The sequence below is a fragment of the Acinetobacter kyonggiensis genome (assembly GCF_900107285.1).
Taxonomy (GTDB): Bacteria; Pseudomonadota; Gammaproteobacteria; order Pseudomonadales; family Moraxellaceae; genus Acinetobacter; species Acinetobacter kyonggiensis.
Genome location: NZ_FNPK01000003.1, coordinates 191,076 through 211,625, shown reverse-complemented (window position 1 = coordinate 211,625; position 20,550 = coordinate 191,076). Strand labels below are relative to the sequence as shown.

The window sequence follows — 20,550 nt, the reverse complement described above, 5'->3', positions numbered from 1 at the left end:
ATTTTTAACGATATTGTTCTAGTAGTTTGTACCAATAAGTATATAGTGATGCCATTCATTGAGTATTCATTTTGAGATGGCATTTATTCAGCATAAGTGAGGAAAATATGAGCCTTTATAACCAGATTAATGACGAAATTACCCTAATGGACGCTGGCGAGCAGAAGTGGATTGGTCAAGACATTCCACTTGAATCTATGATGGCAGTCGTGTTGATGTTGAAAGACTTGGATGAAGAGAAAGTCATTAAAGTTCGTCGACAAAACCATGAAAAACATACGGGTCTTAAGCAGGTTGATCGTGTGTTGGTTGAGAAGTTATAAAAGATTAAGCATCTTTAAAAAAGCCCCTTTTGGGGCTTTTATTATTTCAGACAGTGCATTTGCTAAGTTGTTAATTCAGTCTGAATCTGAATATTTGAAGTCAATAATTTGTGGACAGGGCAATTTTCAGCGACTTTCAATAATCGTTTATGTTGGTCTTCAGTGAAATCGCCTTTTAGGGTAATTTTACGCACAATATTGTTTTGGCCTGCTTCTTGTTCTGCATTTGGATTTAAAGCCAAATCGACCTGTACATGTTCGAGTTTAATATTTTTGTGATCTGCATACATTTGTAACGTGACTGTTGTGCAAGCGCCTAAAGCCGAAAGTAAAAGTTGTATGGGGTTTGGTGCGCTATCTTGTCCACCTTTTTCTGTTGGTTCATCGACATACCAGAGATGACCTGATGGATCTGTGAGTGTAACGCGATAGGGTGTGGTTGTACTTTGAGCTTGTGCACTATGGATCATTAGAATTACAGCTTCTTTTTTGAAAGAGATATTGTTATACAATCCTTTATATCGTGTTAAGACTGTTTGTTTTTTGTATTCCATCATTTTTAAAGGCTGAATAAAAGATTGAAAATAAGGCTGCTATGTCCGTTAGAACACAAGTAATAAAATATTTTTTAATATTATCAATAGCTTATTAGTATTTTATTTTAAATCTTTAAGCTAAATAAAGAGATTGTTCTATTCTTGCAACATATCGTTTTATCTATATCAGTGAATTAAGATGGGAAACGTATACACTAACAATCATTCTGAAGCGAGATAAAAACACATGAATTTTAAAGCAATAACTTTAGGTTTGGCTGTAGCATCCGTTGCAACTTTGTCGTTGGCAAAACCAGTTGCATATCAAATTGATCCAACCCATACAGCAACTGTATTTTCTTGGAATCATTTTGGCTTTTCTACACCATCTGCAAACTTTAGCGACATTCAAGGTACAATTAACGTCGATAATGCAAAACCTGCAAATTCATCTGTTAATGTGACTATTCCTTTATCGAGTTTAAATACGAATGTAAAAGCATTGGATGAGCATTTGCAGAAAGCAGATTTCTTTGATGCTGCAAAATATCCAAACATCACTTTTAAAAGCACCAACGTTCAGGCTGTAGGCAAGAACAAATACAAAATTACTGGTAACCTGACAGTGAAAGATGTGACTAAGCCTGTTGTGCTGGATGCTGTATTGAATAAGCAAGGCGTACATCCAATGACCAAAGTTGAGTCTATTGGTTTCAATGCAACAACATCATTTGATCGTTCTGCATTTGGTGTAGGCGCATATGTACCGAATGTCGGTGATAAAATTACGGTAAATATCACCACTGAAGCGTCAGTTAAAAAATAAATAAGGATTACACAACCACTTGCAGTAATTTTGCTGCAAGTGGTTTTATCAGGGATAGTACGTTGTTTTTAATTTTCACTAGAATCAGAAAAAATCTACACCACATTTACACCAAATCTGCATCAAGCTATAAAGCTTCCCAAACCTATTCATTATGACGCACTACCGTCATTTATTCTCAGCAAAGATACTTAACTCCTCGTAGCATATCAAAAGAGTGTGAATAATCAGCTGGATTAACATGATTAGACTGAAGCACTGTTCATGCTCAAGAGAAAAGAAATTAAACCAAATTGTTCATTTAGCATGTTATGCAAAAATATCATCAAGAAAAAGGTCGGTATTTAAAATCAGGTGATGTAGCAAAGAAAATGTCAGAAAACTTAAATTAAATATTTAGTATATTTTATATTTTTCAATAACTTATCATAAAATTATTTTTTATTTAAAAGTGAGCTACTTGGTCTTACCATATAACAAAAATTAAGCATAAGGTATATACTTAAAGGCACTGTTAGAATCCTATGTGAGCAAAAAAATGCCTCAAAATTTTGTAATTAGATTCGTTAGTGTTCTTGCCTTTGTTTTAGTATTAGCTGCACTTGTTATTCATTTTTTATTTTCAGGGGAAACAACCGTTGTATTATGGATCTTCACCTTTCCTATTATTCTTGCCGTGCCTATTTTAATATCGGTGTTTTTGGCTAAAGATCAGGAATTGGGCGTTTCTGTACATGAATAAAAGTTTAAAATGATATCAGCTTTAATTTAAGCTGATTAAGTTGAATGGCACCCTTTAAATTGGACATTTTTAGTCTTATTTGAAGGGTGCTTTTTTTAAGAAGATGAATATTTTAATCACGATTTAAAATGAGATAACAGCCAAAGCTAATAAAAATTCCGCCAGTGAGTCCGTCAATCCATTTACTTAAGCGTTGGTAGGCAGCATTCATTTTATGCCATGAAAATAAATAAGCGACTAAGGCAAACCAAATTAAGCTTTCAAGCCAGATTAAGGCGAGTAATGAGCTTTGTGTGGTTAAAGGCATGTCTGCATTAATGGCCAAGGAAAAAACACTACTAAAATAGACCAATGCTTTAGGATTCGCCATATTGGTGAAAAAGCCCTGTAACAATAAAGTGATCTTGGATTTTGGTATAGCGGTTGAAAGTTGTTGTACCGATGCTTGTTTATTGAAGGCTGATTTAAATAATTGTATTCCCAGATAGAACAGGTAGAGTCCACCTAAAATCACCAGTGCTTGCTGTAACCATGCAATTTTTTGGAACAGGAAGTGTAAGCCACTGATGGCACAAATAGCCCATACTAAAATGCTTAAGGAGATACCTAAGGCTGCAAACATCGCATGTGATCTGGATTGACGAATGGCACTTTGACTGACAAAGAAAAAATCTGGCCCCGGACTTAGCAGGGCAAAGAAATGAATAAGGGCAATACCAAGGAAAAGTGTCATCGTATGGTCTTATCGTGGGAGATGACACTTTTATAAAGATGAACACAGGAATTGTACAGTTTATTTTGCTTAAAGTTGCATGAGATACTGTTGAATGATTTTCCCTGAAACTTGTTCTAGTGCAGAGGCATACTGTTGGTTATCTGCCCGAAGCGCTGTGATGTCGATATTGGCATGTCGCAATTCACAGGTATGACCAATTAACCATTTTTCTAAGCTGTCCGCAGCAACTTCTAAATGGAATTGTAATGCGAGAATATGCTTGCCAAGAGTAAATGCCTGATTGGGGTACAGATCAGAACTGGCTAATAAAGTTGCGTTTTCAGGTAAATCAAAAGTGTCGCCGTGCCAATGCAGTACAGGTGTATCTATTAAAGCAGAAAGCAAATTGTTCTCTGTATGTGAAAGATGCAGTGTACTCCAACCAATTTCCTTTTGATGTCCTGCATAGACTTTGGCACCTAAGGCATGTGCAATGAGTTGAGCACCTAAACAGATTCCGATTGTAGGCAAATTCTGCTTTAAACGCTCTTTAAGTAAGTCTATTTCCTTTTGTAGGAAAGGATAGTCATCCGACTCATAAACCCCGATTGGCCCACCTAGAATAATCGTTAAGCCTTTATGCCCAAATGCTTGAGTTAAGTCATCTACCCCAGCTTCAAAATAACGTACCCGATAGCCTAATTGATAAAAGACATCTTCAAGAGCGCCTAAATCTTCAAAGGCAAGGTGTTGAATGGCATAAATGGTGTCTGGAAAGTCTGGAGATGTTGTTGTCATGTGATTATTCAAAAGATTGAGAATAATAGAAATCTAACTTGAATAAAGAGAAAAAAGAAGATTTTAATGTAAATAGTTTGATGAATATTTGCAGTTTCCAATTCGAGCTTAGACACAGTCGCTCATTTGGTCTAGAATCAAAATAAACATATCTGTGAGGATGAGGGTCATAAAATGAAAAAAGCGAACCGAAGTTCGCTTTTTGATGCTTTATGCAGATAGTTTTAGAAGAAACCCATTGCCTTCGTTGAATAACTTACCAGTAAGTTCTTGGTTTGTTGGTAATGATCGAGCATCATTTTATGATTTTCACGACCAATCCCTGATTTTTTATAACCACCAAATGCCGCATGAGCAGGGTAAATGTGGTAGCAGTTTGTCCATACACGACCCGCTTCGATCGCACGACCAGCACGGTAAGCCGTATGCGTAGAACGTGACCAAACACCTGCCCCTAAACCATAAATGGTGTCATTGGCAATTTTAATCGCTTCATCATAATCTTTGAAGGTTGCCACAGAAAGTACAGGACCAAAAATTTCTTCTTGGAAGATTTTCATGCTGTTATCGCCTTTAAAGATGGTCGGTTCAATATAGAAACCTTGACCCACTTCTTGACGGTCACCTCCACCTGTAAGCACTTGAGCACCTTCAGCGCGACCTGTTGCGATACAACCTAAAATTTTCTCTTGTTGTTCCTGAGAAGCCTGAGCACCAATCATGGTATCAGTATCAAGTGGGTGTCCAGTCTTAATACGTTTTACACGTTCAACTGCCATTTCAAGGAATTTATCGGCAATGCTTTCTTGAACCAGTGCACGTGAAGGGCAAGTACAAACTTCACCTTGGTTTAAGGCAAACATTGCAAAACCTTCGAGTGCTTTGTCTAGGAATTCGTCATCTTTATCCATAATATCTTCAAAGAAGATGTTTGGAGATTTACCACCCAATTCAAGCGTTACAGGAATAATGTTTTCAGTCGCATATTGCATAATTTGCTGACCAACGGCTGTTGAACCAGTAAATGCAATTTTAGCAATACGCGGATTGGTTGCCAGAGGGCGACCCACTTCAACACCGTAACCATTCACGATATTCAACACGCCAGCAGGGAGTAAATCTTGAATGAGTTCGACCAAAACAAGAATACTGGCAGGTGTTTGTTCAGCAGGTTTTAAAACAATACAGTTACCCGCAGCCAATGCTGGTGCAAGTTTCCACGTCGCCATTAAAATAGGGAAGTTCCACGGGATAATTTGCCCGACAACACCTAAAGGCTCATGAAAATGGTAAGCAATGGTATCTTCATCAATTTCTGAAATACCGCCTTCTTGCGCACGAATACAGCCAGCAAAGTAGCGGAAATGGTCAATGGCTAAAGGAATATCAGCAGCTAAGGTTTCACGTACAGGTTTACCATTGTCCCAAGTTTCAGCAACAGCCAAAAGCTCCAAATTGGCTTCCAAACGGTCTGCAATTTTTAACAGCATATTAGAGCGTGTGGTAGCAGAAGACTTGCTCCATTGTGCTTTGGCGTTATGTGCAGCATCAAGTGCAAGTTCAATATCCTCAACACTTGAACGTGGAATTTTAGTGAATACTTTACCGTCGACAGGAGAGATGTTGTCAAAGTATTCACCTTTCACTGGTGCTACCCATTGTCCACCAATAAAGTTTTCATATTGGGCTTTAAATTGAACTTTTGAACCAGATTGATTAGGATCGACGTAACGCATATGTATCTTCCTTTGCTTATTTTAGTGTTTAAAGCTGCATCTACAGCTTTGGTATAAGGTACTTTTGCACATTATTTGATTAGCATACTCTGAACAAGGTTGGAGAAAGGTTGGATACAAGAAGGTTTACAATCTTTTTCATTGATCATAAAAGAATAGGTATTACAGTGGATGTAAATCATGAATTGTTGAGAGAATAAGGAATGATGACAAAACAGAATTTAACGCAAAAAAGACAGAAGATTGATCAGTTTAGACAAAGTAGTAGTCTGTCTCCATTGCATGCCGAACAGTTGGGAGAAAGTATTGTCAGTTCTTGGCAACGTTCAACATCTGCCGAAATTCCCAAAGATCGTTCAGCTGCGCCATTGGTTCATTTACAAAAAGAAACTTATCCCACTGCTTTGGAACATGCACTGCGACATTGTGCCCAAGATTTAAAGCATATTGCGGAACAATCTTCAATGGTGCTGGCTGTTGGGGATATCGGTAGTACCATTATTTGGACGGCTTCAAGCCCACAAATGCAAAGTGCAGCAGAGAGTGTACATTTTATTGAAGGCGGACAATGGCGCGAAGAGTTGGTGGGTACTAATGCTTTGGCTTTGTCATTAAAAACTCAGCAATCTAGCTGTGTATTTTCTAATGAACATTTTATGTCGTCCATTCATGATTGGGTCTGTTATGCTGCCCCGATTATTGATCCCTATTCGAGACAAGTGTTAGGCGTGATTGATTTATCAACGCTATGGCAAAAGCATAATAGTTTGGGCTTACTTGCAGCAGAGCGTTGCGCATCGATTATTCAATCCGCTTTAATGGAGCATCAAAAACAGCAATTGTTTATTCGTGCTTTTTCCGTGCCACAAATATTGTTCAATGGCAAAATTTTGGTGCTGACACCGCGTCAAATTGAAATTTTAACGATTTTAGCGTTATGTCCTCAAGGTCTAAGTTTAGATACCCTACATCAGGCTTTGTATGGTGAAAGAAAAGTCAGTGTGGGCACTTTAAAGGCGGAAATGTCACAATTACGCGATATTTTAGGTGGCATGCTGGGTTCAAGGCCTTATCGTTTGCTGGCCCATGTAGAAGCTGACTTTTTACTGACAGAACAATCCTTAGATGCAGGCTATATCGATTCTGCGTTAAAACTATGCACGGGCGTGTTCTTAGCAAAAACGGAAAGTCCTTTTTTATGTGCATGGCGTGACTGCTTAGAGTCGCGTTTAAGTAATGCTATTTTTAAAGCCAATGAAACCGATGTCCTGCTGAAACATGTGGCTCGTTTTCCAGAAGCGATTGATGCCGTAGAGCGTTTAATTGAACTAATGCCAAAAACGCATCCTGTGCATCAAACCTTACTGAAATATAAAGATGATTAATCCTTAAAAGGATAAACCAAATTTACAGACCTTTTTGTTTTAGCCATGCAAAGAGCTGTTGATAGACATTTTCGCGTACAGATTTTTCCGATAAAACCAAGTCATGTAAGCCATTGTGTATTTTACTGATGGTGACATCACCTTTAATTTTTTTGGCATATTTTTCAATGTGTTTTACATTCAAAATCACATCACTGGTTTGAGCATCTTTATGCCATTTTTTCGGGTTTTTGGTTTGATGTGAATGCATCACCAAAGCAGGTACATTTAGCTTGATGCCCTGATGGATTTCTTTTTGTGCTTCAAAAATTGCTCGTACAAAACTCAGTCGAACCATCGGATAAGATGCTTGCTTCCATTCCAGATTAAAGTCCCATTCACCATGCATGCTTTTGTGTAAACTTGCTCCATACCATTTATTTAGTTCACTTGGAAATTTTAAATCGGGGCAAATTTTACCCACGCGACTTAAATTGGGAACCCCTAATTTCTTCTTGATCGGGTGCATATTGAAGTCGTAAAAGGGGCTGTTGAGCCATAGTGCTTTAATGAGCGGATGATCAGGATGATGCGCCGCATATAAAGTTGTGGTTAATCCACCAGTAGAGTGTCCACACAGCAGTACAGCATCGTGTCTTTCCGCAGCAATGATATCGAGTGCTTCAGTGATTTCAGCATTATATTCAGCAATGTCACGTACGTTATAGTATTTTTGATGCGGCAGATGAGAACGACCATATTTGCGTAAGTCGAGTGCATAAAAGTCAAAACCATGTTGGTTAAATTGTTCCGCCATTTCAGTTTGAAAAAAGTAATCAATAAAGCCATGAATATATAAAACGGCTTTTGAGGTAGCGTGTTCGGCTTTTTTACGAACTAAGGTTGCGGTGACTTGCCCTTCATAATCATCGGGGAAATTTAAGGTGGCTTGTTCGTAACCTGAACCCAGTACATCAGGTTGATAAAGTGGTTCGGTGATTTGTTTTGTCATTATTCTGCTCAGTTGGAATTATGGATTTTCTATTATCCTTCATGATGAGCTTGAATTTGTCAAATGGAAATAAGATGAAAAAACAACCTATATTCTTGCTCTTTCGTAAAGAGGGAATATAGGTTGTTCAATAGCTAAGTCAAAAAGGGAGAGAAAACTTACACCGCTGCTTTAAAAATATCGACCACTGGAGCATTTGCCTTTAACGCTGCTTTAAAGATACTTACCACTTGAGCATGTGTTGCTTTGCGTGGGTTGGTTAACATGCAGGCATCTTTTTGTGCATTTTCAGACATTACACTAAGATCTTGCTCTTTCACGCCCAGTTCCGACAAACTTGAAGGAATACCAATTGATGCTGATAATTCACGAATTGCATCGATGGCTGCATAAGCTGCTTCTGTTACAGTCAGCCCAGCAGTATTGACACCCATTAATTGTGCAATTTTGGCATAACGATCAGGACAAGCAATGAGGTTAAATTCACAGACATGCGGAAGTAAAATGGCATTACATACACCGTGAGGCAGATTGTAGAAACCACCCAATTGATGTGCCATGGCATGTACATAACCTAAAGATGCATTGTTGAATGCCATTCCAGCTAAATATTGTGCATAGCTCATTGCATCACGTGCTTCAAGGTTTTCACCATTGGCAACAGCAGGGCTTAGCCATTCACTAATCATGGTAATGGCTTTTTCAGCACAAGCATCGGTAATTGGCGTTGCAGCAGTTGATACATAAGCTTCAACGGCATGAGTCAGTGCATCCATACCTGTCGCTGCTGTCAGCGCTGCTGGTTTTGCAACCATTAGCTTAGGATCATCAATTGCAATAAGCGGGGTACAACGCCAATCGACAATTGCCATTTTTACATGGGTGTCAGTATTGGTGATAATACAGAAACGTGTCATTTCTGAAGCTGTACCTGCCGTAGTATTGATGGCAATGAGCGGTGTCATTGCAACGGTACTTTTATCAATGCCTTCGTAGTCACGGATATGACCACCACCAGCAGTCACTAAGCCAATACCTTTGGCACAGTCATGCGATGAACCGCCACCTAAAGACACAATAAAGTCACAACCTTGTTCATTATAAGCTTGAACACCATTGTGTACGTTAATATCCGTTGGGTTAGGTTCTGCGCCTGGGAAGATGTGGTAGTCAACGCCTGCTTCTTTTAGGTAGGCAGCAATGGTGTCAGCAACCCCAAATTTGAACAGACCTGCATCTGTAACAATGAGCGCTTTTTTTGCACCTAAATTTTGTGCTTTAGCACCAATTTCTTTGGCACAACCTGGACCAAAAAGAGAAACACAAGGAATATAAAAACCGTTCGTTTGATCTGCAATATTTTTAAAAGCCATGGTGCGATTCCTTCTACCATTCATTATGTTATCGGTGACCCTCACCGTAATTTGAGTATCAAATGAACAGAAAAATAATCCTACCTACCAAACACCTACCATTAAAGAAATGCTGATTGTAAATATATTTTTGAATGATAACTCAATCAGAAAATAGAGATTTATTAGACTTGTAGGAATATGAAAGTTGTTATTTATTAGGATAATTTTTATTGATTTCAAGCATGATCAATATACCAAGCGAGTGAAAAACAAATCACATCATGCTTTGAGCCCATGATCGAAAATCATAAATTTATCATGACTGTTTTAAAAGCCTACTTTCTTTTTATGTTATTCTTAGCGCAGCTCAATTTTGATTAAAATGAGTGATTAAAAAAATGAGGGACTGGAATTATTTATAAAGGATAAAAATTTTAGCGTGATTGATGATTTAAAAAATCAATGCTTTAAAGATAATAGAAAATTTGAAGATGTAATATAAGTAGCTACATTTTTTAATGAATTGACCACAATTCGTAGAATAAATAATATTACATAGGTCTGATTTTTATATTAAATTAGTAAGGGGTAGGTATGGACGTTGCACATAATAAAGATGCAATATTATTGTATGGAATACATAAAGTTTTACTCAATGAATGGGATCCTTTAGGAATTGGTCGCAATCCTTCAATGCGAGATGAGTATGAAGATTATTTGCCCAAAATTTTTAAAATGATTCGCGATCATTCAAGTGAGTCTGAAATTTTTGAATATTTATGGTGGGTAGAACATAAAGTCATGGAACAAAAAGGCAATAAGCAACATACCTTACGTATTGCGAGTTTACTTAAAAAATTGTAAATGAAATATAAGTACATATTTATCTTAGATTAAGTCGGTAGTTTTTTGCATTAATCATGCATGTTTTAAGCTAAAAAATATTATATCCAACATACGAATATTAATTTTTTGAATAAAATGAAGCCCATTCATTTGATGTTTTTTAATTAAATCTCACCATTGATTCTTTTTAAACAGTGTTAAAAAATACACATGTATTGATGATAAAAACCGGTGCATTCACACCGGTTTTAATATTTAAAATTTCTTTTCTAGAGTGATTAAAACACTTGGAATCGCTTGGTTGATTCGTGACTCATACAGACTACCATCAGTTTGATAGGTTAAGCGTTCTTTATAATCGGTACTTAAAATATTCCGTGCATTCAGTGTGGTCGCCCAACCATCGGTAAAGCGTTTGGTGATACTGATATCCATATTTACCCGTTCATTGCTGGTGCGATCATAGGGTTGATTATCTAAAGCACGGGTAAATTCAGGCACATAGTTCAAATTGACACTGGTTGCAAGCTGCCAAGGCTGATAGTTATAGGATAAGCCTGCACTTGCGGTATATGGCGCAACATCACTGACTAAGCGTTGTTGATGGTTTTCATCTTCAACTTTGGCGCGTACAGTAGAGAGTTGTCCATTCAACATGAATGAATTTCCCCGTTTTGTTTGTTTTAAGGCATAACGACCCGAAATTTCAACGCCATAAGTGGTGGCATTATCTTGGTTCTGTGGACGCTCTACAAAACGTGAACCTTCCTGACGAATGACTTTTTCGATGTAGTCTTCAATTTCACGTTGATATGCCGTGATATTGATACCACCTGATGGCGTGTTGTAGCCTAAAGTCGATTCAAATGCGGTAATTTTTTCAGGGCGTAAATTAGGGTTACCACCACGATCTGGGTTGTTGAGGCTACCCGCATCACTATCGGTAGAAACCGAAACGGTGGGTAATAAACGATCTGTTTTAGGACTCAGGAAGGCTTGGCTAATATTGGTTTGTAATGACCATGTATCATTAAAGTCAAAACGGTGCGCCAAGACAGGGCTTAAGTGATGATCACTATATTCAACTAAACCTGAACGGTTGATCCATTCTTGACGAGCGCCCAAAGTTACCGTTTGGCGGTCAGTAAACTTCCAACTGCCTTCAGCATATAGCGCATAGAGTTGTTCATCTAAATTTTGACTCACATTGCTATCGAGTTCATTGGCACGTGCATCTAGACCAAATTTAAGCTGTTGCGTTTCATTGAACTTTCGAACGCCGTCATAGCCAATACCGTATTCATTAATGCGTTCATCGGTATAGCTGTTCAATAGGGACGATTGGGTCGATTCAGTTTCATTCTGTTGTTCAACGGATAGACGAAGCTTATCTGAATTGCCTTGGTCTTTACGTTCGTAACGTGTGTTTAAGCGGATACTGTCATTTTGATCATTTTGAATTTGGTCGCCACGGACACCCTCACTTTCATTGTTGCGATAGAATAATTCAGCAACCAAATTTTGTTGATCATCTAATTCATACTCAAGGCGGGGTGACAACATTTGCGACTTACGTTGCGTAATTCGTTTTTGTTCACGTGTCTGAGTACTGGTTTGGGTCTGGGTGATAGAGGTGCTGTCATTCCACATTTGATTGGCAGAAAGACTATACAACCATGGACTATCACGACCATCGAGTTGAACACTAATATTTTTACGTTCTTCTTCTTTTTGATCTGATTTTGCCAAACCATATCCGACACGGGCATTACCGCTTAAACGTGTATTATTAAGCGGTTGTTTTAAAATAATATTAATGACTGCTGACGATGCGACAGAGGCTTGAGCCACACTCGGTTGTTTGGTAATTTCAATTCGTTCAATCATGTCGGGCGTTAAGCTGTCAACAATCGACATTCCGCCACGTGGCCCCCCTTGAACCGCTTCACCATTAATTAAAAATACTGGTGCGCCGCCACCACGAAAACGCATACCTGAAGCACCACCGCCCCCGCGTGGACCTTGTCCAGGTGTTGGCATCTGAAAACCCGCTGCGCGACGTAAAGCATCATTGACGGATTGATCACCAAATTGCAGCATTTCCTCACGTGTGACAATGGTTTTCGCCACTGCACTGATGTCAGGATCTTTCGCTGTGTTGGGTGTCGCTGCAAATTTTAATGTTGCCAATGTTTGTACGGGTTGAGTTTGAGTGGGCGCACTGTCTGTTGTGCTTGTTTCTGTAATGTTATTAGCAGCCCATGTTGGGGACATAAAGGTGAATAATGCACAACTTAATGCACTTAATTTCCAACGCGCTTGTATGCGTTTCATTATTCGACGTTCCGTATGTAATTTTGCGTAAGATAACGTACAAATGTGAAGAAAATTTGTGGAAAATGGCGAAACAAAAGATAAAACGTAATTTTTATGCGTAAATATGCTCAAAATAAATCATTTAGCCCCAGTACTTGGTTGTGATTAATTGTCCTAAGGCAATGATAAAATTTTAAGCTTGAAAAGATAAAATACAGTTTTGGCTCATTTGTTCGATATGTGTTTCATCGATAATCAGTCTGTCCCATTTCACCATTTGCTGAATCAGCCATTTAAAATCTTCAAGTTTGGGTTGCGGTGACTCATCTACAAAATTACGGATAATATTTTGAATAGAATGGAATTTTTGTACATGAACGGTGTTAGAACATTGGAATTGAACAATGTTGAAGTCCATCAGCATTTGCCAAACTTCAGTATAGTCATCTAAATATTTCAGTTCTTGTTGCGCTTTTTGAATGGCTTGGGTTAATGCGCGGTGTGTATTGGGGTGCTGTAATGCCCAATCAACGGTGACGGCCAAAACTTTATCGGCAACTTTCGGCATAATGTCTTGGCTAGATGCCACAATTTGGCTGACACCGAATAACTCACCTTGCGTATTCCAAGGTTCACCCACACAGAAACCGTCAATCACATGATTGCTTAAAGCCTCAACCATATAGGGAGGGGGAAGTGTCACCAATTTCATATTTTGTGCAACATCAAAATCGACCAGCGCTAACCATTCTCTTAAGCAATAATGATGAATCGACTGTTTAAACACATGTGCCAATTGGATGGGTTTTTGTTCTAGTATGGCTGTGACTATTTTTTGTGCCGATTCTTGCATATTGTCTTGTGTTGTAATATTGAGGTCAAAGCATAATTTTTGACTCAAACTAATAAATGCACGATTTTGGCTTAAGACTAAAGCGGTTTGTAAGGGAATACCGAGTTGGTCTTCACCCAAAGCTGCGGCAGGAAGCATGGCAGATAGACAATGTGCCGCATCTAAAAAGCCAAACGCCAACCGATCTCTTAAACTTGCCCAAGAGGCTTCTTTGACGAGCGATACATCTAAGCCAACTTCATCAAAAAAACCACGCTGCTTTGCCCAAAGAATGGCAACACAATCGAGCAGAGGAATGTAGCCGATTTGGATTTGAGTTTTTTCTAAATCTGTCATGGCCTAGTCCTTTAATTGGTTCTGTAACAATTCTTGAGCATCTAATAAACGCCGTGCCATTTCGCCCATCGTCATGCGATGACTCATGGCATTTTTTCGTAGCAATTGAAAGGCTTGATCTTCAGTTAAGGTATGCAATTGCATGAGTAACACTTTGGCTTTCTCTACATCTTTACGGTCTGCCAGTTTATTTTTGGTGTCTTCTAAAGCACCCAGTAATTTTTTATGTTTTTTAAATTGTTCAATCGAAATTTCTAAAATACTTTCTAGTTTGGTTGGGTCAATACCATCCACAATATACGCAGTGACACCTGCATTGATGGCACTTTTGATGGTGTCTTTATGGCTGTTTTTGGTAAATAGCACCGTGGGTAAATCAAATTGGCTAACGCAACTTTCTATAATGTCGCGGTGAGGGTGGTCCATATCCAATAAAATGACATCGGCATGCAATTGTTCTAAACGGAACATACTTAAATGATCGATTGTGAGACAGGCGACCACATCGAAATGATGTTCGATCAGGGATGCTTTTATATAATTGGCACGTTCTTGATTGTCATCAATGAGTGCGATTTTGAGTTTTGGCATATTGGTCAAATATCATCAGGTAAAACCTGAAAGGAAAGTTATTTAAAATATATAGCAATTAAAATGCCAAAGTTGTGAAACTTATGTTAATTCAATAAAAATCATACATAAAACCAGTGTGTAATCTAATAGCGCACTGTCTTGATGCAAAAATGCGCTACAAGGAAGCACAATGACAAGCTCTGTTCTTCGATCCGTTGTCATTAAGATAAAGTATTGAACCAACTGTTGGGAATGAAAAGTAATAAATTTAATATAAAAATTGATAAAAAACAAAATTTTAAAATATTTTATAACATGTTGGCATAGTCATTGCATAATCTCTTTTGAGTCAAAGAAGACTCTAAAAATTTGTAAGACGGCCAACGATGTCCGTTCTGATCGAATCTGGTATGCAGCAATCCGCATAGTAGATAAACCAATACGTTCAGTTCAGGAAGGAGAAGGCTATGTCTTCAAATTTAAATGCTAAAAAAGCAACAAAAATAAATATTTTTAACTTCAGTAGTGCAGCAATGAGAGCCTTCCATATGAGTTGGCTCGCTTTTTTTGTCTGCTTCTTTGCATGGTTTGCCTGTGCACCACTGATGCCAGTAATCGCTGGTGAGTTCCATTTAACCAAAGACCAAATTGCGAACATTAATATTGCCGCTGTTGCAATTACCATTTTAGTTCGTCTGATTGTTGGGCCGCTGTGTGATAAATATGGTCCACGCAAAACTTATACGGCTTTACTGATTATCGGCAGTATTCCAGTCTTTGGTGTGGCATCTGCCAACAGTTACGAATCCTTTTTATTCTTCCGCTTACTTATTGGTGCCATTGGTGCCAGCTTTGTGATTACTCAATATCACACCAGTATTATGTTTGCACCAAATGTAGTGGGAACGGCCAATGCTGCATCAGCAGGTTGGGGAAATGCAGGGGGTGGTGCAACACAAGCATTGATGCCGTTAATGCTTGCTGCCTTAGTGATGTTCGGTGTTGAACAAGCGATGGGTTGGAGAATTGCACTGATTGTACCGGGTCTGATGATGCTGATTGTGGGTGCAATGTATTGGAAATTTACCCAAGACTGTCCACAAGGCAACTTTAAAGAACTTCGTGCACAAGGCATTCAAGTCGGTAGCGATAAAAAAGGTGGCATGGCAATTCTAATGCACGCTGCACGTAACTACCGCGTTTGGATTCTATTTGGTGCTTATGCTGCATGTTTCGGGATCGAAATTTTTATTCATAACATCGTGGCGATGTACTACGTCGAACACTTTAGCTTTGGACTAAAAGAGGCAGGTTTAGCCGCAGGGATCTTTGGTTTGTTGGCACTGTTTGCCCGTGCTTTAGGTGGAATTGTCTCAGACAAAGTTGCGACTAAAAAAGGTCTAGATGGTCGTACCAAAGTATTGTTTGGCATGATCCTGATGGAAGGTCTGTTCTTAATCTTATTCTCACAAATGAATACCGCAGTTCTGGCAATTCTGGTCATGACCGTATTTGCACTCTTTACCCATATGGCATGTGGTGCAACTTATGCACTGGTTCCATTCATTGATCGTGATGCCTTAGGTGGTGTTGCAGGCATCATTGGGGCAGGGGGTAACGTGGGTGCAGTGGCAGCAGGTTTCTTACTCAAAGGTATGCTCGATATTCAAACTTGTCTCATGTTCTTGGGCGGCTTGGTGGTGATTGCAGCGAGTTTTGTTCTGATGATCCGTTTCTCGGTAGAACATAAAGAAAAAGAGCAAAAGTTGTTTGAAGCTGCGGTGCTTGAACGTAACAGTATGGCTGAAGCTCAACAATAAGCTAAAAAGTTAAAAAGGAATTGAGGAGAAAGTATATGAAATTGGTAATGATTGGTCATGGCATGGTGGGGCACAAATTCATTGAATCTGTATTGGAACATGCAGGGGATGAAGTTGAAATTACCATCTTAGCGGAAGAACCTCGTTTAGCGTATGATCGTGTACATTTAACTGAATACTTCTCAGGAAAATCAGCTAAAGATCTAACCCTTTGCCGTTCAGATTTTGCGGATGCTTATGGAATTGATCTACGCTTAAATACCAAAGCAACTGAAGTTGATACTTTAAATAAAACAATTACCACCAATCATGGTGATGTGATTGCTTATGACAAATTGATATTGGCGACAGGTTCATATGCTTTTGTTCCTCCAATTCCGGGTAATGAGCGTGAAAACTGTTTTGTCTATCGCAGCATTGAAGACTTAGATGCCATTCGTGCTGCAAGCTTAAATGCAAAAACAGGTGTGGTGATTGGTGGTGGTTTACTGGGTCTTGAAGCTGCGAAAGCATTACGTGATTTAAATCTTGAAACCCATGTGGTGGAATTTGCACCTCGTTTAATGGCGGTTCAAATTGATGATTTAGGCGGTAAGGTTTTACGCGCAAAAATTGAAAATTTAGGCGTAAAAGTTCATACCCAAAAAGCTACGCAATGTATTGAAGCGGGTAGCAATACCACGCATGTGATGAAGTTTGGCGATGGCTCTGAACTTGAAACTGATATTGTCTTGTTCTCTGCGGGTATTCGCCCACGTGATGAATTAGCGCGTCAAAGTGGACTGGCGATTGGTGAACGTGGCGGAATCGTGATTAATGATTACTGCCAAACCTCAAATACAGACATTTATGCGATTGGTGAATGTGCGCTTTGGCAAAATAAAATTTATGGCCTAGTGGCACCAGGCTATGACATGGCACGTATTGCTGCAAAGCATGTCATGGATCAGAGCTGTAACGAGTTTACCGGTGCGGATATGAGCACCAAACTTAAACTCATGGGGGTTGATGTTGCATCGGTCGGTGATGCACATGCCATGACGCCAAATGCACTGAGTTATTTCTATGCAGATGAAGCTGCCATGGTCTATAAAAAGATTGTGGTCAATAGTGACAAAACCAAGTTGTTGGGTGCTGTTTTGGTCGGTTGTGCCAAAGAATATAACGACTTATTACAGATGATGTTGAATGGACTGGCTGTTCCAGAACAACCAGAAAGCTTGATTATGCCGGGCTTTGAACAATCTTCAGCAAAATCGGGTGGTAGCGGTGTCGACTTATTGCCAGATAGCGCAACCATTTGTTCATGTAATAACGTCTCTAAAGCAGATATCTGCCAAGCGATCAATGAGGGTTCAACATCGCTTGGTGCTTTAAAAAAATGTACCAAAGCCGCAACGGCTTGTGGTGGTTGTGCACCTTTAGTGACACAAGTGTTGAAGTCTGAATTACAACGTCAAGGCGTAACCGTCAACAACCATTTATGTGAACACTTTGCCTATTCACGCCAAGAGCTGTATCACTTGGTTCGTATCAATGAAATTAAAACCTTTGATGATTTGATTGGGCAGCATGGTCATGGTTTAGGCTGTGATATCTGTAAACCAACTGTGGCGAATATTTTAGCCTCTTGTTGGAATGATTTTGTACTCAAACCAAGTCATGCTGGATTACAAGACAGTAATGATTATTACCTTGGTAACATTCAAAAAGATGGTTCTTACTCTATTGTGCCACGTATTGCAGGAGGTGAAATTACCCCTGAAGGTTTAATCACCATTGGTCAGGTTGCGAAAGATTATGGTTTATATACCAAAATCACGGGTGGACAACGTATTGATTTATTTGGCGCACAAGTCCATCAACTGCCTGAAATTTGGGAAAAATTGATTAATGCTGGTTTTGAATCTGGGCATGCTTACGGTAAATCTTTACGTACCGTTAAATCATGTGTTGGTAGCACATGGTGCCGTTACGGTGTCGATGATTCAATGGGTTTAGCCATCTTCTTAGAAAATCGCTATAAGGGTTTACGTTCTCCACACAAACTCAAAATGGCGGTCTCTGGTTGTACTCGTGAGTGTGCCGAAGCGCAAAGCAAAGATGTTGGTGTCATTGCCACTGAAAAAGGCTGGAATCTGTATGTTTGCGGTAATGGTGGGATGAAACCACGTCATGCTGAACTGCTTGCTTCTGACCTTGATACTGAAACTTTAATTCGCTATATCGACCGATTCTATATGTTCTACATCCAAACAGCAGATCGTTTGCAACGTACTTCGGTATGGCGTGACAATCTCGAAGGTGGGTTGGATTACCTGAAAGCCGTGGTGGTTGAAGATTCTTTGGGACTTGCGACTGAATTAGAACGCCGTATGGATCATGTGGTCGGAACTTATCAAGACGAATGGCGTACTGCGATTGAAGATCCTGAAGTGCGTAAACGTTTTAAAACCTTTATTAATGCAAAAGCTGAACAACAGAATGATCCGCATATTCAGTTTGCTGCTGAACGTGGGCAAATTCGCCCAAAAACCACAGTGGAACGTGATCCAAGCCGTATTCCTGTAGTAGAAGCTTAAGCATTTGTGATTAAAGGAGAATAAATATGACGATTTTAAAAGAAATGAATGCGACAGATGAATTGGACTGGATTGAAATTTGTCATTTAGATGACATCACGCCGAATACTGGTGTTGGTGCAATGATTGATGAGCAGCAAATTGCCTTATTCCGTGTCGGTCATGAAAAACGTGTTTACGCCTTAAGTAATCAAGACCCTTTCAGTCAAGCCTTTGTTATGTCACGCGGGATTTTGGGTGATTTGCAAGGTGAACGTGTGGTGGCATCGCCTATTTATAAGCAGCATTTCAGTTTAGCCACAGGACGCTGCTTGGAAGACAAAAATCAAAAATTGTTGGTGTTTCCAAGCAAAATTGAAGAGGGTCGTGTTTTTGTTAGCCCAACGGCACAAAAAACCTATATTACCAATAATGGTACTTCGCAAGAAAAGATGAAATTGGTCTTGGTTGGGAATGGTTTAGCAGGGATGCGCTGCCTCGAAGATTTACTGGATATGGCACCAGATCGCTATGAAGTGACTGTGATTGGTGAGGAACCGTGGGGTAACTACAACCGTATTATGCTTTCACCAGTGTTATCTGGTGATAAAAGCATTGAAGATATTATGCTGCATTCACATGCATGGTATAGCGATAAAGGGATTCACTTTATTGCTGGTGATGCTGCGGTGAAAATTGACCGTCCACGTAAGCAAGTCTATACAGAAAAAGGTTTGGTGGTGGATTATGACCGATTAATTCTTGCGACAGGTTCTAAGCCATTTATTCCACCGATTAAAGGTTCAGATTTAAAAGGTGTATTGAGTTTCCGTGATATTTATGACGTGAACAGCATGCTAGAGTATTGTAAAAACAAGAAAAATGCGGTGGTGATTGGTGGCGGCTTACTCGGGCTTGAAGCGGCGTATGGGTTAAAACAACGCGGCATGAACGTCACTGTGTTGCATTTGATGGATCGTATTATGGATCGTCAACTGGATGCACGAGCAAGTGCTTTACTGAAACAAAGTATCGAAGCCAAAGGTATTCCAGTATTGACTGAAGCCAATACAGAAGAACTGATTGGTCAAGATGGTCATGTGAGCCAACTGCGCTTAAAAGATGGCACTGTATTAGATGCCGATTTTGTGGTGTTTGCAGTCGGGATTCGTCCAAATATGACACTGGCACAAAGTGCAGGTTTACGTTGTAACCGTGGCGTGATGGTGAATGACACCATGCAAACCTTTGACCCGAGCATTTATGCGGTGGGTGAATGTATTGAGCATCGTAATCAAACTTTTGGCTTGGTTGAACCACTGTGGGGACAAGCGTTTATTTGTGCCTCACATTTGGCTGAACATGGTAGCTTAACCTTTAAAGCACCGACCGTTCCAACACAGCTTAAAGTCAGTGGTTGTGATGTGTTTTCCGCAGGTAACTTTGAACCCGCTGATGATTATGAAGATATTATTTTGAATGATGAAAAACGTCATATTTACAAACGTATTATTATTCAAAAAGATAAAGTAATTGGTGCAGTATTGTTTGGGGATACCGAAGATGGCGCATGGTATGCAGAGTTAATTGCAGATCAAACACCTATTTCTTCGATTCGCAATAAATTGTTATTTGGTAAAGATTTTGCATTAAAACAAGCAGGTTGATTATTGAATGTCAGCCAGTTAAAGGTAATTTAATGATTAGTTGTTTATAAATCTCTCCTAACCCCTCTTTAAGAAAGAGGGGAACAATCTAAAATCCAAATTGTTATTAAGTTTTAGATACTCCCTCCTTTTTAAAGGAGGGTTGGGGAGGATTAAAAAAATGCGAAGCGA

17 protein-coding genes are annotated in these 20,550 nt (G+C 39.3%); 8 read left to right on the top strand and 9 right to left on the bottom strand.

The features are described 5' to 3' along the window. Window positions 1-107: 107 nt before the first annotated feature. Window positions 108-323 carry a hypothetical protein gene (locus tag BLV99_RS04080; RefSeq protein WP_086183417.1) on the top strand — a complete coding sequence of 72 codons (216 nt, stop codon included), beginning with the start codon at window positions 108-110 and terminating at the stop codon, window positions 321-323. A 62-nt stretch (window positions 324-385) separates the two neighbouring features. Here the strand turns inward: BLV99_RS04080 and BLV99_RS04075 are convergent, their stop codons facing one another. After that, window positions 386-793: an OsmC family protein gene (locus tag BLV99_RS04075; RefSeq protein ID WP_092688063.1), complete on the bottom strand. Its 408-nt coding sequence runs from the start codon at window positions 791-793 to the stop codon at window positions 386-388. Window positions 794-1,106: 313 nt separating this feature from the next. On the opposite strand from BLV99_RS04075, the gene BLV99_RS04070 reads away from it, so the two are divergent. Together BLV99_RS04070 and BLV99_RS04065 are read left to right on the top strand one after the other, a co-directional pair. Next, entirely contained in the window at window positions 1,107-1,685 is a 579-nt protein-coding gene (locus BLV99_RS04070; protein ID WP_092687960.1) for a YceI family protein, read from the top strand. A gap of 538 nt (window positions 1,686-2,223) precedes the next feature. Then, complete coding sequence (locus tag BLV99_RS04065) at window positions 2,224-2,427, top strand: hypothetical protein (RefSeq protein ID WP_004651643.1); 204 nt, start codon at window positions 2,224-2,226, stop codon at window positions 2,425-2,427. 112 nt (window positions 2,428-2,539) lie between these two features. Here the strand turns inward: BLV99_RS04065 and BLV99_RS04060 are convergent, their stop codons facing one another. The 3 genes from BLV99_RS04060 to exaC all read right to left on the bottom strand — a co-directional run bounded on the left by BLV99_RS04060 (window position 2,540) and on the right by exaC (window position 5,676). After that, on the bottom strand, window positions 2,540-3,160 hold the full coding sequence (locus BLV99_RS04060) for a LysE family transporter (protein WP_086183415.1): 621 nt from the start codon (window positions 3,158-3,160) through the stop codon (window positions 2,540-2,542). A gap of 69 nt (window positions 3,161-3,229) precedes the next feature. Then, window positions 3,230-3,940: a glutamine amidotransferase gene (locus tag BLV99_RS04055; protein WP_092687957.1), complete on the bottom strand. Its 711-nt coding sequence runs from the start codon at window positions 3,938-3,940 to the stop codon at window positions 3,230-3,232. A 224-nt stretch (window positions 3,941-4,164) separates the two neighbouring features. Beyond that, window positions 4,165-5,676, bottom strand: coding sequence for an acetaldehyde dehydrogenase ExaC (gene exaC, locus BLV99_RS04050; protein WP_092687954.1), 1,512 nt, complete (start codon window positions 5,674-5,676; stop codon window positions 4,165-4,167). Between the two features lie 203 nt (window positions 5,677-5,879). Here exaC and BLV99_RS04045 point away from each other — a divergent pair, with 203 nt between their 5' ends. Continuing rightward, entirely contained in the window at window positions 5,880-7,061 is a 1,182-nt protein-coding gene (locus tag BLV99_RS04045; protein ID WP_086183412.1) for a helix-turn-helix domain-containing protein, read from the top strand. Between the two features lie 22 nt (window positions 7,062-7,083). Here BLV99_RS04045 and BLV99_RS04040 read toward each other — a convergent pair whose 3' ends face one another. Further along, window positions 7,084-8,052, bottom strand: a complete 969-nt coding sequence (locus BLV99_RS04040) for an alpha/beta hydrolase (RefSeq protein WP_086183411.1) — start codon at window positions 8,050-8,052, stop codon at window positions 7,084-7,086. Between the two features lie 158 nt (window positions 8,053-8,210). Then, the gene (gene mdh, locus BLV99_RS04035; RefSeq protein ID WP_086164093.1) at window positions 8,211-9,425 is read right to left on the bottom strand and encodes an iron-dependent methanol dehydrogenase; all 1,215 of its coding nucleotides are present in this window, start codon (window positions 9,423-9,425) and stop codon (window positions 8,211-8,213) included. A 576-nt stretch (window positions 9,426-10,001) separates the two neighbouring features. On the opposite strand from mdh, the gene BLV99_RS04030 reads away from it, so the two are divergent. Continuing rightward, entirely contained in the window at window positions 10,002-10,271 is a 270-nt protein-coding gene (locus BLV99_RS04030; protein ID WP_086164092.1) for a hypothetical protein, read from the top strand. A 237-nt stretch (window positions 10,272-10,508) separates the two neighbouring features. Here BLV99_RS04030 and BLV99_RS04025 read toward each other — a convergent pair whose 3' ends face one another. The 3 genes from BLV99_RS04025 to BLV99_RS04015 form a co-directional block, all read right to left on the bottom strand. Further along, the gene (locus tag BLV99_RS04025) at window positions 10,509-12,587 is read right to left on the bottom strand and encodes a TonB-dependent receptor plug domain-containing protein (RefSeq protein WP_092687951.1); all 2,079 of its coding nucleotides are present in this window, start codon (window positions 12,585-12,587) and stop codon (window positions 10,509-10,511) included. 175 nt (window positions 12,588-12,762) lie between these two features. After that, complete coding sequence (locus tag BLV99_RS04020; protein WP_092687948.1) at window positions 12,763-13,758, bottom strand: ABC transporter substrate-binding protein; 996 nt, start codon at window positions 13,756-13,758, stop codon at window positions 12,763-12,765. A 3-nt stretch (window positions 13,759-13,761) separates the two neighbouring features. Further along, a complete protein-coding gene (locus BLV99_RS04015) occupies window positions 13,762-14,349 on the bottom strand; it encodes an ANTAR domain-containing response regulator (protein WP_092687945.1) in 588 nt (195 codons plus the stop codon). 449 nt (window positions 14,350-14,798) lie between these two features. Between BLV99_RS04015 and BLV99_RS04010 the strand changes: the two genes are divergently transcribed. From BLV99_RS04010 to nirD, 3 genes are read left to right on the top strand one after another with little or no spacing between them, the layout of a single operon-like run. Beyond that, window positions 14,799-16,151, top strand: coding sequence for an MFS transporter (locus BLV99_RS04010; RefSeq protein ID WP_086183407.1), 1,353 nt, complete (start codon window positions 14,799-14,801; stop codon window positions 16,149-16,151). A gap of 35 nt (window positions 16,152-16,186) precedes the next feature. Next, window positions 16,187-18,733 carry a nitrite reductase large subunit NirB gene (nirB, locus tag BLV99_RS04005; RefSeq protein WP_092687943.1) on the top strand — a complete coding sequence of 849 codons (2,547 nt, stop codon included), beginning with the start codon at window positions 16,187-16,189 and terminating at the stop codon, window positions 18,731-18,733. A gap of 26 nt (window positions 18,734-18,759) precedes the next feature. After that, a complete protein-coding gene (gene nirD / locus BLV99_RS04000) occupies window positions 18,760-20,379 on the top strand; it encodes a nitrite reductase small subunit NirD (RefSeq protein ID WP_086183405.1) in 1,620 nt (539 codons plus the stop codon). Window positions 20,380-20,550 lie beyond the last annotated feature (171 nt).